Below are 15219 nucleotides of genomic sequence, written 5' to 3'. Positions count from 1 at the left end.
AGTGATATTGCACGGCGGTGTCCACAAGACCGCCACCAGCCATATCCAGTCGATCCTGCAGCGCAATTCCGGGCGGCTGCGCAGGCATGGCGTGCATTACGTGCATCACCGCGACACCCGCAGGGATTTTACCTATCCGACCCAGCTCAACGGCTATGAAAAGCTCGGGCTGGGCTACCGCACCAAGATGCCCGACGAGCTGCTGGCGCGAAAGGCGCGGCTCTTCTTTGACGGAATCGGCGCCGGGCCGGGCGAGCGGATCATCCTGTCGGACGAGAACATGCCGGGGCACAGCGGACATTGCGTGCGGCTTGGCCAGCTCTACGGACGCCGCGACACGCTGCTGCCGATCTTCGCGGCGCATGTTCCCTATCCGGTGCGCGAAGTGCATCTGGCGCTGCGCAATTATGCCGATTTCTTCGCGTCCGTCTTCGTCGAATTCCTGCGCTCGGCCTCGGGAGAGAACCTGATCGGCGAGGGCCAGATGAAACGCGCGGTCCTGTCGGGGCTGCCGAGCTGGACCGGTTTCGTCGATCTGGTGCTGAGCTGTTTTCCGCTGGCGGACCTGACGATCTGGCGCTTCGAGGATTTTCACGCACTCTCGGGGCGGGTAATCGGCAATCTGTGCGGACCGGATGTCGATGCCGCCACGCTGGCCGCTCCCAAGCGCAAGCGCGGGCGGCCCTCGGCGAGCCATCGCGCGGTGCGCGAGATCCTGCTGCAGATCGAGCGCGAGGGCGGCGAAGCGGCGCTGGCGCGGCGGGTGGAGATCCAGGATGCTTATCCGCGGGGGCCGACCTATCCCGGCTATGATCCCTGGAGCGGTGCGGAACGCGCGCATCTGGCGCGGATCTACGAACGGGACCTCGCAGAGATTGCCATGCGCAAGCGGGTGACGCTCCTGTGTCCCTGAACATGCGGCGGCGATTGCGCCCGCCGAAATCGCGGCGTAACCTTTGCGAAAGGCGGGTTCGGTAAACGGATCTGCAGATATCAGGTGACAGGGTCATGAGTGAACTACACGAAATCGCGATGCTATGGGTCGAAGGGCCGCTGAGCTATGTCGAGCAGCTTTGCGTCCAGTCTTTTCTCGACGCGGGCCATGCGGTGACGCTCTATCATTACAAGCCGGTTTTCAACGTGCCCGAGGGCGCGACGCTGGTGCATGGCGACGTCGTGCTGAAACGCGATGAATTCATCCAGCACGGGCGGACCAACTCGCTGGCGCTGTTCTCGGATGTCTTCCGCTATCACCTGCTCAACCAGTCCGACCGGGTGATCTGGGCCGATACCGATGCCTATTGCGTCAAGCCCTTCGTCACCGGGACCGGCCATTACTTCGGCTGGGAAAGCGGGAAACACATCAACGGCGGGGTGCTCGGCCTCCCCAAGGACAGCCCGGCGCTGGCGGGGCTGCTGGAAATGTGCGGCGACGAGTATGGAATTCCGGAATGGTACAGCGACGAGATGCGGGACAAGCTGCGGCTCCAGGCGGAAAACGGCGTGCCATTGCATGTGAGCGAATTGCCCTGGGGGGTCTGGGGTCCGCATGCGGTGACCCATTATCTGCAGAAATCCGGTGAGGATCGCCATGCCTTCAGCCGCGAGGTGCTCTATCCGGTGCCGTTCCAGAAGCGCCGCCGACTGGTCAAATCGGGACGTCGGAGCGCGGCCGAGGCCTATCTCAGCGAGGCGACCACATCGATTCATCTCTATGGTCGCCGGATCCGTGAATTCCTCGCCTCCCGGCCCGACGGACTGCCCGATGCGGGCGGGCTGATCGATCATCTGCTGGAGAAACACCGGATCGACCCGCGTGCGGCGCCGATCCCGGTCAGACGGGCGCAGGCAGAGGCGGTTGCGCAATGACGCAGCCTGTCGGGACCGAAGCGCCAGCGCGGGGCGCGGGCAGGAACCTCAACCTCACTGATCTGGCGGATCGGTACGGCTCGGACAAGGGCTCGCGCAAGCATCGCTATACCGAGCTCTATCACATGCTTTTCCACCCCTATCGGCAGCGCAAGATCACCTTCCTCGAGATGGGTCTGCTGATCGGCGGGCCGGAACAGGGGATGGACAAGGACCGGGAGACCGCGGACCTGCCGTCGATCCGCATGTGGCTGGAATATTTTCCCAAGGCGCAGATCCACGGGCTCGACGTGTCGGATTTCTCCTGGTTTTCCCATGAGCGTTTCAGCTTCCATCGCTGCGACATGGACGATCGCGCGGAAATCGCCCGTGTGGCCGCCGCGATGCCGAGCCCCGATATCGTGATCGACGACGCCAGCCATGCCAGCCATCACCAGCAGAACGCCTTTCTCGAGATCTTTCCGAAACTGGCGCCGGGCGGGCTCTATGTGATCGAGGATCTGCGCTGGCAGCCGGAGAGTTATGAGCAGGAGGGCATCACCAAGACCGCCGCGCTGCTGCGTTCCTTCATCGATGACCGCCGCTTCAGCCATGCCGACAGCGCCATCGCCGCGGCCTTCGATGCGCTGATCCCGCAGATCTCCGCCTGTATCGTCCATCCCGTGCGCTATCAGAAGCAGCGCCGCGATCAGGTGGCGGTGATTCACAAACGCTAGGGCGCGGGGCGCGTCGCGGCGGGCGCGCGACCCCTCGGCAAGGACAATTCGGAGTTTTCACATGGGTATCGATTGCGCCTTCGCCCTGCAGCTGCTGGAGGCGGTGCCGCTGGTGCAGGGCAGATCCGCGGGGCTGATGCTCGGCCGTCAGGGCCTCGCGGTGCGACAGGGCCACCGCAAATATCTGCGCCGCGCGCTGGCGGCGCGGGATCTGTCGCGCAATTATCCCGATTACCTGCAGGAGGACGGTTTTGCCGAGACCTTTCTGCAAAAGATCGGCTATCCCGAAATGCAGGCGATGGATGCTTCGGCCTATGAGAATTGCGCCATCACCCATGATCTCAACGACCCGCTGCCACAGCATCTGCGCGGGCGCTTCGACGTGGTCATCGACGGCGGCACGCTGGAACATGTGTTCAACACGCCGCAGGCGCTCGACAATGTTTTCCACCTGCTGCGCGAGGGCGGGATATTCCTGTCGATCAACGGGATGAGCGGCTGGGCCGGGCATGGCTTCTACCAGTTCAGCCCGGAGCTGGTCTGGCGCTATTGGCAGGATGCGCGGGGCTGCGAGGTGCTTGCCTGCCGCGCGGTGTCGATCGATCCCGCGGAGCCGCCGGTCGAGGTGATGGATACCGGCAAACAGGGCGCCCGGTTCCGGGCGCGCAAGCTCGAGGGGCGCTGGTATCTCTATCATGCGATCCGCAAACCCGGCACGGCCAATGCCGCCGAGCGCATCGCCAAGACCGCGCAGGGCGATTATGCACTGCGCTGGGAGCGCGGCGCGGCCGAATGACAGGGCTGCCTGCACCGCCAGGGACGCCGGGGGCCGGCCCCCGGACCCCCGGAGTATTTCCCGCATAAAGAAGCGGGCGGGAGAAAGCCGGTTTTCGTGCTATGATGGGGCGTGGTCGGCGGTGTATCGACCCGCCGGTCCGCGTTCAGCAAGGGGGATGCGGGATGGCGGAGTTTGATCTTGGAACCTATGCGCGGGAGGTCACCACGTCCTCGCCCCGCGCCCGGGACCTGTTCAACCGGGGGCTGGTCTGGCTCTATGGCTATAATCACGAGGCGGCGGCGGATTGCTTCGAAAAGGCGCTCCGCGCGGATGGCGATTGCGCCATGGCGCATTGGGGCGTCGCCTATGCGGTCGGGCCGAATTACAACCGGCCCTGGGAATTCTTCGATGCCGGTGAACGCGTTGTCGCGCTGCAGCGGGCGCATCGGGCGATCGGTCGGGCCATGGCCCTGCGCGACGGGCTGCCGACGGTCGAGGCGGCGCTGATCTCCGCGCTGGCGTCGCGGTTTCCGCAGGATCCCGAAATCGAGGATTACGGGCCTTGGAACGATGCCTTTTCGGACGAGATGCGTCAGGTCTATGCCGCGCATCGCGACGATCCGGACGTCGTGGCGATCTTCGCCGAGGCGCTGATGAACCGCACGCCCTGGCTGCTCTGGGACCTGGCCACCGGGGGGCCGCGGGAGGGGGCGTCCACGCTGGAGGCGCAGGCGGCGCTCGAGGCGGCCTTCGAGCAATTGCCCGGCGCCTGGGATCATCCCGGGTTGTTGCATATGTATATCCATCTGATGGAAATGTCGCCGACCCCGGAAAAGGCGCTGCGCCATGGCGACCGGCTGGGGGACCTGGTGCCCGACAGCGGCCATCTGGTGCATATGGCGACCCATATCGACGTGCTCTGCGGCGATTATCACAACGTGGTCTGGCGCAACCGGCGGGCGGCGGCGGTGGATCGCAAATACGAGGAGATGGCGGGGGCGGAGAATTTCTATACGCTGTACCGCATCCATAACGTGCATTTCGAAGCCTATGGCGCAATGTTTCTCGGGCAGCCGGAAACGGCGCTGGCCGCCGCGCAGGTACTGATGCGGATGCTGCCGGAGAAGGTCGTGCGGTTCATGCCCGATCTCTTTGAATCCTTCTATGGCAAGAAAGTGCATGTGATGGTGCGTTTCGGGCTATGGCAGAAGATTCTCGACGAGCCCTTTCCGGCGGATCGTGCCCTTTACAGCTATACCACCGCGGCGCTGCGCCAGGCGCGCTGCGTCGCGCTGGCCAATGTCGGACGGCTCGACGAGGCCGAACAGGAATGCGAACGGGCCGTCGCGGCGCGCGAGGCAGTGCCGGAGGGGCGCATGGTGTTCAACAATACCGGCGAGGACGTGCTGCAGATCGGCGAGGCGATGATGCGGGGCGAGCTGGCCTTCAAATGCGGACGCCGGGACGAGGGGCTCGAACATCTGCGCCGGGCTGTCGAGCTCGATGACAACCTGCTTTATGACGAGCCTTGGAGCTGGATGCAGCCGACCCGTCATGTGCTTGGGGCGCTGTTGATGGAAGATGGCCGTTTCGACGCGGCCGAGGCGGTCTATCGTGCCGACCTGGGGCTTGACGATACGCTGGCGCGGGCCTGTCAGCATCCGCGCAATGTCTGGAGCCTGCACGGGCTGCATGAATGTCTGGTGCAACGCGGCGAGCTGACCGAGGCCAGACATGTCAGGCTGGCGCTCGATCAGGCGGCGGCACGGGCGACCGTGCCGATCCGCGCGTCCTGCTATTGCCGCAGCGCCGCCTGAGGGGGCGGGCCGGGCGAAGCGGGGAGGGCGCGACGTGGCCGCGCCCTTCATTTGCATCTCGATCAGATGATCCGCACCTGGGTGCCGATCGGGCAGAGGGCGAAGAGCTCCTCGATCTTCTCGTTATAGAGCCCGATACAGCCGTCCGAGGAGCGGCGGCCGATCTTGCGGGTGTCGTGGGTGCCGTGGATGATATAGGCGGGCCAGCTGAGATACATCGCGTGGGTGCCGAGCGGATTGTCCGGGCCCGGCGGCATGTATTTGTAATGCGGGAACCGCTCCATCATCGAGGCGGTCGGGGTCCAGTCGGGACCGACCTTCTTGCGCACGATCTCCGTATAGCCGCGTTTGGTCAGCTCTTCGGTCATCGGTACCGAGGTCGGGTAGATCCGGTAATCGCTGCCGTCGGCATTCCAGTAATGCAGGGCCCGGGACGTCGTGTCCGCGACGATCGACGCGGCGCCGAGCGTCTCGAAATGCGCGCGCCAATCCTGTTTGGCGAAGCTCGACACGTTGCGTCGCGTGCTTTCGGCGGCCTGTACGAGCGCCGGGGCGGCAAGCCCGGCGGCGCTGGCGAGACCGGCGCGCAGGGCGGCCCGCCGGGTCAGGAAACTGCTCATTCTCTGCTCCTTTCCTAATGATAGGGCGGTGGAATCATCCCTGTCTTAAGCCAGCCTTAAGACTGCACCGGGTAGGGCGCTTTACCGCGCGGGCAGACGGGGAAGATCGGAAGGGCGATACTCATCGCCGCCAGCCTGCGCAAGCCCTGGCTGGGCGCGGCGTGATGCGAGGGGTGAAGCGCCATGGCGCAGGCGGGGACGCGCCCGGATAGCCGGATATCGGCAAAGCCGAGCCTATCCGGGATATTGAACCGGCGCGGGGGCTGTTCACCCCGGTCGCATAACGCCTCTGGGTGCAATCCGGCCCCGGCGGAAAGTCGCCGGGTCAGCAGCCCATCACCTTGCAGATCTGCGCACGATAGGCGGCGTTGGCCTCCGATTCCAGGCTGTCCACTTCGACGCCGAGCGTGTCATCGCTCCGGCAGGTGAGCGAATAATCCGGCGCGAGCCCGGTGTTCACACAGGCGCTGATGTCCCATCCCGGCGGCAGGTCGGCGAGATCGACCTGTTTCCATTTCGGGTGGCCGCTTTCCTGGAGCCGCGAGAATCGCGAGGTCAGCAGATAGGCGATGTCGGAGACGGCCTTGCAGGAGGTGCGGTGATAATTGTTGCGGGCGGTCTGGTATTCATAGGTCATCAGCACCGCCTTCACCGCGACTAGATCCACCGCCTCCTGCTGGAACGGATAGGTGCCCGCCTCGATCTGCGCGGGGACATAGACCGCCTGCAGGGTCGGTTCGTCGATTCCCAGAAGATGATATTCCGCCGGGTCGATCCTGTCGGATTGGAACAGGCTCGCCGGGGCGCCGGCGACGTAGAAGAACGCGTCGATCTGCCCGGCCAGCAGGGCCTCGAGCGAATCATTGGCATTGATGGTGACGCGTTCGGCCGGGTTGATCTGCGCCAGGTCGAGAACCAGCGAGGCGGTGAGATAGGTCCCGGAATTCTCCGTCCCGATGGCGACGCGCTTGCCCGCCAGCCCCTTCAGATCGGTGATGTCCTTGCGCGCCAGGATATGCACTTCCTCGTTATAGAGCGGGAAGGCCATGCGCACCCCGAGGATCGCGCGCGCCACATCGGGATCGTCCGAGGCGAAGGTCCGGAGATATTCCAGCACATCGCTCTGCACGATGCCGAACTGGGTATTGCGGCGGTTGCGCACGGCGAGGAAATTTTCCAGCGAGCCGGCGCTTTCCACGACGTTAAGGGTCAGATCGCAGCTGCGCGCGACCTCGCTGAGATTGCGGCCGATCTGGATATAGGTGCCGCTCGGACCGCCGGTCATGATGTTCTTCTCGAATTCCTGCGCCTGCAGGGGCGCGGCCTGTGCCGCGAAAAGCAGCAGCAGCCCGCTCAGCGCGCCGAATGTCCGTTTCAGGATACCGATTAATGTCATCTTTCAAATCTCCGCTCATAAAAACCACAGAAAAAATTAGGTCATAAAAAAGATTCAACAGCCTCCGAGACTGCGCACCAGCGCCGCCAGCGTCTGCCGGTTGATGCTTCCCAGCGCCTGTATCATCGCGTCGGTCACGCAGGCGCCGGAGATCAGGAGCTCGCTCAGCCGTGCGCGCTCGCTGCTGCCGGGACCGGGCAGGCCGGGGGCGCGGCGCAGGGCTTCGGCCACCAGTTCCGGCGCACGGCCGGTCTCCTGCGGGGCGGCGGGCTCCGCTTCGGGCGGGTCTTCCTGGCTTGGTGTCGCCGCCGTCGGGTCCGGCGCGGCCGGTTCCTCGACCGGCGGGGGCGCAGGGGCAACCAGCGCCTGGCGGGCGGCGCCGAGTTCAAGGATCTCCTCCTTGATCGCCAGCCGGGTCCGGGCGAGCAGCGCCACCTCGGTCCGCAGGGCCTCCTGTTCCTTGTTCAGCGCCGTGCGACGCTGCTGCTCCTGCTCGATGGTGTCGCGCAAGTCCTCCATCTGTTCCTGCAGTGCCGCGGTTTCCTGCTGGGCGGCCTTCTGCTCGCGGTGCAGGAACAGGCGTTCGGAATTGGCCTCGTCGAGCGCCGCCCGTGCCGCCGCTTCCTCTTCCTGCAGCTTGGCGATCTCTTCCTCGCGCTGCCTGAACCGCTCCTCGATGGATTGCCGACGCGACAGCGACGCGGCGGTGGCGCTTTCCAGCTCGCTCAGTTCGGTCTCGGCCTGCTTGGCGCGGGCCTCGGCGGATTCCGCGTCCTGACGCGCCTTCTCGGCGCTGGCGCGCAGCTTTTCCATCTCGGCCCGGGCCGCATCCCGGGCCTTGCTCCGTTCGGCCAGCTCCTTCTCGGTCTCCTGCAGCCTGGCCTGCGTTTCTTCCAGCGTCTTGCCGGCGGCCTTGATCTCGCCGAGCAGCGCGTCGCGCCTGGCCTCGGCCGCCGAAGCGGCATCGCGGATCGCCGCGAGGGTCTGGCTGCCGGTGGCCAGATCGCTGTCGAGCGAGGCGAATCTCTCCTCGCGTTCGGTAAGCTTGATCTGCAGGCTCTCGACCAGCTTGCGGCGCTGCGCGATCTCCTCGTCGATCTTGGCAAGATCGGAGGCCGCCGCGGTCTCGGTCTCAAGCTGCGCGCGCCGTGTCCCCGCCGCCTCGATCTCGGACTTCAGGCTCTGCTGCTGATCCTCCAGCGCCGCGACCTCGCGTTTCTGCCTTTCGATCCGCGCCTGCAGGGCCCTGCTGGTCTTCTGCAATTCCGCCTCGCGCGCGGCGGCCTCGCTTTCCTTCTGCTGTTCGGAAAACCGCGCCGCCAGCTCGGCATTCTGGGCCTGCAATTCCTTCAGCTGGACAACCGATTCGCTTTCGGTCCGCGCAAGCTTTGTCTCGGCCGCCTTCAGCAGTTCGTTCAGTTCGGCAAGCTCCGCCTCGAGCGTTTCGATTTGGTCCTGCTGCTCGGCATTGCCCGCGGCCTCGCCGCCGCCACGTGCGGGCGGCAGGCCGGCCAGTTCCCGGCGCCGCTCGGTAAGCTCGTCTTCCAGGGTCAGGATCTGCGATTGCAGGTCATGGATCCGCCCGCTTGCCTGGGCGATGAGATCGCGCATCTCCGACCATTGCTCGGTCAGCCCCTTGAGCTCAGAGAGACGGTACTCGATCTGCCGGTCGATCTGCGCGGCGGTCGGGGCCGGTTGCGCGGGCAGGGGTGGCGATTCCTGTGCAGGGGAATCGGGCAGCCTCGGCGGCGCGGCGGCATCGGGCGGCAGAATTTCCGCCTCCTGCCCCTGGGCGAGCCGAATGAATGTGCTGCCGTCGCTCTCAGCGGGGGGCGCATCTGTCGCCATTACCTTGGCGTTGAGGGGGGATAACATTGCGACGGTTACGAATACACTTAAAAGAAATTGGTTCTGCATGGCCCAGTCACCTCGGCTGCAAGATTCCGTCTGAATGACTCGAGACTACATGAAAGCGCTTAAAAGGCAAAACTCTCATATACTTCGCGCATTGGTAGAAATTCGCGCAGACGGGCGGAGCCGCACTCGAAGCGCGGAAAGCTTCCGGCCCTGCGCGCCGAAGGCCGGTTCCTAACCCCCGCCCGATGGGCTATGGGCGACGCAGGTCGTTCCAATCGCAGAGCCCTCAGACATGCCCCCGATCCCCTCCCTCAGACGCTACACAATCTTCATCCTCGTTTGCCTCGCCAGCCTTGTCTTCGCCGCCCTGAGCCTCGTCTGGGGCGGCTGGTTCCTCGCGCCGCTGCTGGTCTTCGCGGCGCTGACCCTGCTCGGACTGCGCGACATCACCCAGAGCCGCCGCGCGGTGCTGCGCAACTACCCGGTCGTCGGCCATGTGCGCTTCCTGCTCGAAGCCATCCGCCCCGAGATTCGCCAATACATGATCGAGGGCGACCGCGACGAGGAACCCTTCAGCCGCGAGGCCCGCAGCCTCGTCTATCAGCGCGCCAAGGGGGTCGAGGACAAGAAGGCCTTCGGCACTTCCGAGAAGATCTATCAATCCGGCTATTCCTGGGTCACCCATTCGGTCGTGCCCAAGGTGATCGCCGATACGGATTTCCGGGTTCGGATCGGTGGCTCGGCCTGTCGCCAGGCCTATGACGCCTCGATCTACAATATCTCGGCGATGAGCTTCGGCTCGCTGTCGGCCAATGCCATCCTCGCGCTCAACACCGGCGCCCGGCTCGGCGGTTTCGCCCATGATTCCGGTGAGGGCGGCATCAGCTGCCATCACCGGGCGGGCGGCGGCGATCTGATCTACCAGGTCGCCTCGGGCTATTTCGGCTGCCGCGACGAGACCGGACGATTCAGCCCTGAACGTTTCCGCGCGCAGGCGGCGCAGGAGCAGGTAAAAATGGTCGAGGTGAAGCTCAGTCAGGGTGCCAAACCGGGCCACGGCGGCATGTTGCCCGCCGCCAAGATTACCAGGGAGATCGCCGAGGCGCGCGGCATTCCGATGGGGGTGGATTGCATCTCACCGGCGGCGCACAGCGCCTTCTCCACGCCGCTTGAGCTGATACGTTTCATTGGAGAGCTGCGCGATCTGTCCGGCGGCAAGCCGGTCGGGTTCAAGCTCTGCATCGGGCATCGCCGCGAATTCATGTGTATCGTCAAGGCGATGATCGAGACCGGCATCACCCCGGACTTCATCGTGGTCGACGGCAAGGAGGGCGGCACCGGCTCGGCGCCCCTCGAATTCGCCAACCGGGTCGGAATGCCGATGCTCGAAGGGCTGCATTTCGTGCACAACACCCTGCGCGGCGCCGGGCTGCGCGACGAGATCCGCATCGGCGCGGCGGGCAAGATCGTCAGCGCCTTCGACATCGCCCGCGCCCTGGCCCTCGGGGCCGACTGGTGCAATTCGGCGCGCGGATTCATGTTCGCCATCGGCTGTATCCAGGCGCAGGCCTGCCATACCAACCAATGCCCGGTAGGGATCGCCACCCAGGACAGCCTGCGCCAGCGCGCGCTCGATCCGCAGAGCAAGAGCAAACGGGTGGCGCGGTTCCATCGCAACACGCTGCGCGCGCTCGGTGAAATCGCCGGGGCCGCGGGGCTGTCGGATCCGCGAGACTTCCTGCCCTATCACATGATGTTCCGCACCAAGGACAATGATTTCCAGGACGGGAACGAGGCTTTCGCGTATCTGCCCGAAGGGTTTCTGCTGGCCGGGAGCGAATATCCCGAGCTTGCGGCATGGCATCAGCGCTGGGGCCGCGCCACCTCCGGGACCTTCGCCCCGGCAGCGGTGCCGCATGGCCCCTATGCCGTGGCGATGCCGACGCGCGGCGAAGAGGCGCGTCGGCTGGCGTGAAACGGGCGCGGGAGTGCGTGCTCCTTACCGGGTGTGACGAGGGCCTTGCCGGGATGCGCCCCCGCGAAACTGTGGCCCCGACGTCTAATATTATGGATAAGAAAGACACCGGGCGTTACGCTATCCCGATGACGGTTATTGCCCTCCCACTCCTGCTCCTCGCCTGGGGTCTCGCCGGCGGCAGCCCCGGCCCGGCCACGCTCGCCATCTCCGGTGCCGCCATGCGGCATGGCCGACACGCGGGTCTCGCGACCGGCTTCGGCGTCTGGTGTGGATCGGCCGCGTGGGGTGTGGCCGCTGCCCTGGGGATTTCGGCGCTCATGCTCTCCTATGCTTGGCTGGCCGAGGCGCTGCGCATCGCTGGCGCGCTCTATCTGATCTGGCTCGGTTACAAGTCTCTCAAGGGTGCTGTCCGACCGTCGCCCCGCGTCGAGACCGCCCCGCCCGCCCACCGCGCGTTCCTGCGCGGTCTGTTCATCCACCTTACCAACCCCAAGGCCATCTTGGCATGGGGCGCCGTCTACGCGGTTGCCCTGTCTCCCGGCGCCTCATGGGCGGCGGTCTGGGGCCTCTTCGCCGCGCTCTCGTCTGTTTCGTTCGTCGTCTTCCTCGGCTACGGAGCGCTCTTCGCCGCCGACCCAATCCGGCACTTCTACGCGCGGGCAGGACGGTGGATTGAGGGTGCCTTCGGCGTCCTCTTTGGGGCGGCGGGGTTACGCCTGCTCGCTGCGCGCGCCTAGAGGATGGGCGCCTGACGGGCGTGGTCATCCCGACGCGGTGTCGTGCCGCGACCTCCTACCGACAGATTCGCACGCCCTGCCTGACTGAACCGGGCCTTCGCAGGCCATGTAGCGAAAGCCCGTCCGCGCAGCCGACAAATCACACGAGAGATCTGCGCAACTCACACGGAGAGGTGAGCCGCGCCGATCTGACGCCGACGTCACCCCCGGCCTCAATGCGCCTCGTCCATCGAATCGGAATTCCTCAGCTCGTAATTCGCTTCGCCGATCCGGTCGAGCAGGCCGAGCTGGGTTTCGAGGAAATCGATATGGCCTTCCTCGTCGGACAGCAGCTCTTCGAACAGGTTCTTGGAGACGTAATCCTCGACGCTGACGCAATAGGCCCGCGCCTCCTTGTAGAGTTTCTGCGCTTCGCGTTCGGCGGCGAGATCGCACTCAAGGGTTTCCTTGGCGGTCTGGCCGATGCGCAGCGGGTCGAGCTTTTGCAGGTTCGGATGGCCTTCGAGCAGCAGGATCCGGGCGATCAGCTTGTCCGCGTGATGCATCTCCTCGATGCTTTCCTCGCGGCTTTTCTTGGCCATGCGCCCGAGACCCCAATCTTCCTGCATCCGGTAATGCACCCAATATTGGCTGACCGCGGTCAGCTCGCTCCTGAGGGCCTTGTTGAGATAGTCGATGACCTTGGCGTCGCCTTGCATGTCGCACTCCCTGATTTGCGTTCACGCAACCCCGGAGCGCAGCCCCCGAAGTTCGCGCGGTACCGCAAGGTTATCATTTTTGCGCATCGTGGCTAGGAAAAGTCCCATGCAGCCGCCGCAATCGGGGCGTTTGCCGAGCGCGTGATAGACCTTGCCGGGGGTGATGATCGTATCGCCATCCGCGGCACGCATCCAGTCGACCGCCGCGCGGATATCCTCATCGCTGATGCGGTTGCAATGGCAGACGATCATGCGGAATTTCCTTGCAAGACTGAGCTGGTTCCCGTGCCGGGCGTGATTTTGACGGTACGCCGGTGACGCCCTTGGCCATTCCTGACAAAAAAGCTTGGGCAAAGTCAATCGGAAAAATTTGGTGCGCGGTCGGCCCGTCATGCGTTGAGGCGTCGGACCCGCCGATATCCGCTTGTCCGAAGGCCGGGACCGCCGGGGCCGCCACGGGGGCTTTGCATTGGCGGATGATCTCAATATGTGTGGCGTCACCGCTGTCCTGAGGGGAAGATTGTAATGAACATGCTCGACACTTTCGTCAAACCGATGCACCGGGAGGGGCGCAAGTTCGTCGCGATTTTCGCGCTCGTCACCCTCGTGCTGTTCATGCTGGCCGATATCCTCGGCTGGGTCGGGGTCGGGCTGACGATCTGGTGCTATTATTTCTTCCGCGATCCCGAACGTGTCACGCCGCGCCGACCGGGGCTGATCGTCAGCCCGGCCGACGGCATCATCTCGCTCATCGAACCGGCCGTGCCGCCCGCCGAGCTCGGCATGCCCGCCACGCCGCTGACGCGGGTGAGCGTCTTCATGAATGTTTTCAACTGCCATGTGAACCGCGCCCCGGTGGCCGGTGAGGTCAAGGCCGTTTCCTATCGGCCCGGTAAATTCTTCAATGCCTCGCTCGACAAGGCCAGCGAACATAACGAGCGCAACAGCCTGCGCATCGCCATGCCCGAGGGGCACGAGATCGCCGTGGTGCAGATTGCCGGGCTGGTGGCGCGGCGCATCGTCTGTTTCGTGAAACCGGGCGCGCCCCTGCGCCGCGGCGAACGGTTCGGGTTGATCCGCTTCGGTTCGCGGCTCGATGTCTATCTCCCTGAGGGGGTCGATCCGATGGTGCGCATCGGCCAGACCATGGTGGCGGGCGAGACCGTGCTGGCCGAACTGCCGACCGCGGACCGGGGCTAGGACACCGCCGATGCCGCTCTCCAACGACAAGCGCAAATCCGAGATCGCGATCGTCCAGCTGTTGCCCAACATGCTGACGATCGTGGCGATCTGTGCCGGGCTCTCGGCCATCCGTTTCGGGGTGCAGGGCAATTACGTGCTCGCGGTGCAGCTCATCCTCGCGGCCTGCGTGCTCGACGGTCTCGACGGGCGGTTGGCGCGCTATCTCGGCAGCGACAGCAAGATGGGGGCTGAGCTCGACTCGCTGGCGGATTTCCTCAACTTCGGGGTCGCGCCGCCGCTGGTGCTCTATTTCTGGGCCCTTGAGGACAATGCCAGCGCCGCCTGGATCGCCGTGCTGTTCTTCGCGGTCTGCTGCGTGGTGCGGCTGGCGCGGTTCAACGTCAGCAGCAAGCTCGACAGCGATCCCGACAGCAGCGCCTATTTCGTCGGCGTCCCGTCCCCGGCCGGCGCGCTTCTGGTCTTGCTGCCGATGTTCGTGTCCTTCGCCTTCGCCAATGCGCCCCTGCTGCCCGATTACCTGATCTGTCTGCACATGATCCTGATCGGATTGCTGCTGATCAGCCCGATCCGGATCAGCTCGTTCAAATCGGCGCGGATTCCGCGGGAGAAGGTCAAATACCTGCTCGTCGGCCTCGCCTTCGTCGGGGCGGCGGTGATGACCTATGCCTGGATCACCCTGCTGGTGCTCTGTCTTGCCTATATCATCGCCGTCAGCTGGGCCTGGCTGGCGCGCAAACCCGATCCTCAGGAGAAAGGTTAACGTAGTGGATATCAAATCCGTACAAACCTCTTACGCCCGCTGGGCGCCGGTCTATGACAAGTCCTTCGGGGCACTGACCAGCAGCGGCAGGCGCAGCGCGGTGGACTATATCAACGCGCGGCAGAATTCGGTCCTCGAAGTCGGGGTCGGCACCGGGCTGTCGCTGGCGCATTATCACGGCAACACCAGGGTCACGGGGATCGATTTCAGCGCGGAAATGCTGGAAAAGGCCCGCCGCAAGGTCGCTGAGCAGGATTTGCACAACGTCGTCGATCTGCGCCAGATGGACGCCCGCAATCTCGATTTCCCCGATGCGTCCTTCGATACTGTGGCGGCCATGCATGTGCTCTCGGTGGTGCCCGAGCCGGAAAGGGTCATGTGCGAGATCGCGCGGGTCACCAAGCCCGGCGGCAAGGTGGTGATCACCAACCACTTCACCCGCAGGCAGGGCGTGCTGGGCACGCTGGAGCGGCTCTCGGCGCCCTTCGCCAATGTCATCGGCTGGCATTCCGATTTCGAGATCGAAACGGTGCTGCAGGAGCCCGACCTGGTGATCGAACAGCAAAGACCGCTGCCGCCGATGGGAATGATGACGCTGCTGGTGCTGGAGAAGAAGCAGGCGAGTTGATGGACGATGTCTGCGTTTGCCTCGGGGCGGCAAAGCGCGGCGGCAGCGTTGAATGATCTTCGCCGGTTCCGCCTTGCCTGGCAGCGGGGCGTCGTGGGAAACTGTTGTCAGATCGCTCGGCAGCCGGTACAAATCTGGGTATAGGGAAATTTATACGACCAT

15 protein-coding genes are annotated in these 15219 nt (G+C 64.8%); 10 read left to right on the top strand and 5 right to left on the bottom strand.

Going from position 1 to position 15219, the window contains the following annotated elements; translation table 11 throughout:
- Nucleotide 1: 1 nt before the first annotated feature.
- From ACFSUD_RS10715 to ACFSUD_RS10695, 5 genes are all read left to right on the top strand, one after another.
- The gene (locus ACFSUD_RS10715; RefSeq protein ID WP_386374224.1) at nucleotides 2-913 is read left to right on the top strand and encodes a hypothetical protein; all 912 of its coding nucleotides are present in this window, start codon (nucleotides 2-4) and stop codon (nucleotides 911-913) included.
- 95 nt (nucleotides 914-1008) lie between these two features.
- Nucleotides 1009-1869 carry a hypothetical protein gene (locus ACFSUD_RS10710; protein WP_386374222.1) on the top strand — a complete coding sequence of 287 codons (861 nt, stop codon included), beginning with the start codon at nucleotides 1009-1011 and terminating at the stop codon, nucleotides 1867-1869.
- Entirely contained in the window at nucleotides 1866-2585 is a 720-nt protein-coding gene (locus tag ACFSUD_RS10705) for a hypothetical protein (protein WP_386374220.1), read from the top strand. The genes ACFSUD_RS10710 and ACFSUD_RS10705 overlap by 4 nt, the downstream gene beginning before the upstream one ends.
- A 61-nt stretch (nucleotides 2586-2646) precedes the next feature.
- Entirely contained in the window at nucleotides 2647-3381 is a 735-nt protein-coding gene (locus tag ACFSUD_RS10700; RefSeq protein WP_386374218.1) for a hypothetical protein, read from the top strand.
- Nucleotides 3382-3545: 164 nt separating this feature from the next.
- The gene (locus tag ACFSUD_RS10695) at nucleotides 3546-5180 is read left to right on the top strand and encodes a hypothetical protein (RefSeq protein ID WP_386374216.1); all 1635 of its coding nucleotides are present in this window, start codon (nucleotides 3546-3548) and stop codon (nucleotides 5178-5180) included.
- A gap of 62 nt (nucleotides 5181-5242) precedes the next feature.
- On the opposite strand, the gene ACFSUD_RS10690 is transcribed toward ACFSUD_RS10695, so the two are convergent.
- The 3 genes from ACFSUD_RS10690 to ACFSUD_RS10680 all read right to left on the bottom strand — a co-directional run bounded on the left by ACFSUD_RS10690 (nucleotide 5243) and on the right by ACFSUD_RS10680 (nucleotide 9044).
- Nucleotides 5243-5800, bottom strand: coding sequence for a L,D-transpeptidase (locus tag ACFSUD_RS10690; protein WP_386374215.1), 558 nt, complete (start codon nucleotides 5798-5800; stop codon nucleotides 5243-5245).
- A 325-nt stretch (nucleotides 5801-6125) separates the two neighbouring features.
- Nucleotides 6126-7196, bottom strand: a complete 1071-nt coding sequence (locus ACFSUD_RS10685) for a TAXI family TRAP transporter solute-binding subunit (protein WP_386374213.1) — start codon at nucleotides 7194-7196, stop codon at nucleotides 6126-6128.
- Between the two features lie 54 nt (nucleotides 7197-7250).
- Entirely contained in the window at nucleotides 7251-9044 is a 1794-nt protein-coding gene (locus tag ACFSUD_RS10680; RefSeq protein WP_386374211.1) for a hypothetical protein, read from the bottom strand.
- 301 nt (nucleotides 9045-9345) lie between these two features.
- Between ACFSUD_RS10680 and ACFSUD_RS10675 the strand changes: the two genes are divergently transcribed.
- Both ACFSUD_RS10675 and ACFSUD_RS10670 read left to right on the top strand, forming a co-directional pair.
- A complete protein-coding gene (locus ACFSUD_RS10675) occupies nucleotides 9346-11028 on the top strand; it encodes an FMN-binding glutamate synthase family protein (protein WP_386374209.1) in 1683 nt (560 codons plus the stop codon).
- A gap of 92 nt (nucleotides 11029-11120) precedes the next feature.
- Nucleotides 11121-11768, top strand: coding sequence for a LysE family transporter (locus ACFSUD_RS10670; RefSeq protein ID WP_386374207.1), 648 nt, complete (start codon nucleotides 11121-11123; stop codon nucleotides 11766-11768).
- Nucleotides 11769-11980: 212 nt separating this feature from the next.
- Here the strand turns inward: ACFSUD_RS10670 and bfr are convergent, their stop codons facing one another.
- Together bfr and ACFSUD_RS10660 are read right to left on the bottom strand one after the other, a co-directional pair.
- Entirely contained in the window at nucleotides 11981-12466 is a 486-nt protein-coding gene (gene bfr, locus ACFSUD_RS10665) for a bacterioferritin (protein WP_386374205.1), read from the bottom strand.
- A gap of 21 nt (nucleotides 12467-12487) precedes the next feature.
- Entirely contained in the window at nucleotides 12488-12718 is a 231-nt protein-coding gene (locus ACFSUD_RS10660; protein ID WP_386374203.1) for a (2Fe-2S)-binding protein, read from the bottom strand.
- 273 nt (nucleotides 12719-12991) lie between these two features.
- On the opposite strand from ACFSUD_RS10660, the gene ACFSUD_RS10655 reads away from it, so the two are divergent.
- The 3 genes from ACFSUD_RS10655 to ACFSUD_RS10645 are packed head-to-tail and all read left to right on the top strand — an operon-like array spanning nucleotide 12992 to nucleotide 15057.
- Complete coding sequence (locus tag ACFSUD_RS10655) at nucleotides 12992-13666, top strand: phosphatidylserine decarboxylase (RefSeq protein WP_386374201.1); 675 nt, start codon at nucleotides 12992-12994, stop codon at nucleotides 13664-13666.
- A gap of 10 nt (nucleotides 13667-13676) precedes the next feature.
- The gene (gene pssA / locus ACFSUD_RS10650) at nucleotides 13677-14429 is read left to right on the top strand and encodes a CDP-diacylglycerol--serine O-phosphatidyltransferase (RefSeq protein WP_386374199.1); all 753 of its coding nucleotides are present in this window, start codon (nucleotides 13677-13679) and stop codon (nucleotides 14427-14429) included.
- Nucleotides 14430-14433: 4 nt separating this feature from the next.
- Nucleotides 14434-15057 (top strand): class I SAM-dependent methyltransferase, encoded by a 624-nt coding sequence (locus ACFSUD_RS10645; protein WP_386374198.1) that lies wholly within the window; start codon nucleotides 14434-14436, stop codon nucleotides 15055-15057.
- Nucleotides 15058-15219 lie beyond the last annotated feature (162 nt).

It is taken from the genome of Sulfitobacter aestuarii (assembly GCF_042685005.1).
GTDB classification, from domain to species: Bacteria; Pseudomonadota; Alphaproteobacteria; order Rhodobacterales; family Rhodobacteraceae; genus Sulfitobacter; species Sulfitobacter aestuarii.
This window is presented reverse-complemented; position numbering and strand designations above follow the sequence as displayed.

Bases quoted from the DNA above. Each gene is read 5' to 3' on its own strand.
- ACFSUD_RS10710 (WP_386374222.1), top strand. From the start codon at position 1,009: ATGAGTGAACTACACGAAATCGCGATGCTATGGGTCGAAGGGCCGCTG.
- ACFSUD_RS10705 (WP_386374220.1), top strand. From the start codon at position 1,866: ATGACGCAGCCTGTCGGGACCGAAGCGCCAGCGCGGGGCGCGGGCAGG.
- ACFSUD_RS10700 (WP_386374218.1), top strand. From the start codon at position 2,647: ATGGGTATCGATTGCGCCTTCGCCCTGCAGCTGCTGGAGGCGGTGCCG.
- ACFSUD_RS10695 (WP_386374216.1), top strand. From the start codon at position 3,546: ATGGCGGAGTTTGATCTTGGAACCTATGCGCGGGAGGTCACCACGTCC.
- ACFSUD_RS10690 (WP_386374215.1), bottom strand. From the start codon at position 5,800: ATGAGCAGTTTCCTGACCCGGCGGGCCGCCCTGCGCGCCGGTCTCGCC.
- ACFSUD_RS10685 (WP_386374213.1), bottom strand. From the start codon at position 7,196: ATGACATTAATCGGTATCCTGAAACGGACATTCGGCGCGCTGAGCGGG.
- ACFSUD_RS10680 (WP_386374211.1), bottom strand. From the start codon at position 9,044: ATGGCGACAGATGCGCCCCCCGCTGAGAGCGACGGCAGCACATTCATT.
- ACFSUD_RS10675 (WP_386374209.1), top strand. From the start codon at position 9,346: ATGCCCCCGATCCCCTCCCTCAGACGCTACACAATCTTCATCCTCGTT.
- ACFSUD_RS10670 (WP_386374207.1), top strand. From the start codon at position 11,121: ATGGATAAGAAAGACACCGGGCGTTACGCTATCCCGATGACGGTTATT.
- bfr (WP_386374205.1), bottom strand. From the start codon at position 12,466: ATGCAAGGCGACGCCAAGGTCATCGACTATCTCAACAAGGCCCTCAGG.
- ACFSUD_RS10660 (WP_386374203.1), bottom strand. From the start codon at position 12,718: ATGATCGTCTGCCATTGCAACCGCATCAGCGATGAGGATATCCGCGCG.
- ACFSUD_RS10655 (WP_386374201.1), top strand. From the start codon at position 12,992: ATGAACATGCTCGACACTTTCGTCAAACCGATGCACCGGGAGGGGCGC.
- pssA (WP_386374199.1), top strand. From the start codon at position 13,677: ATGCCGCTCTCCAACGACAAGCGCAAATCCGAGATCGCGATCGTCCAG.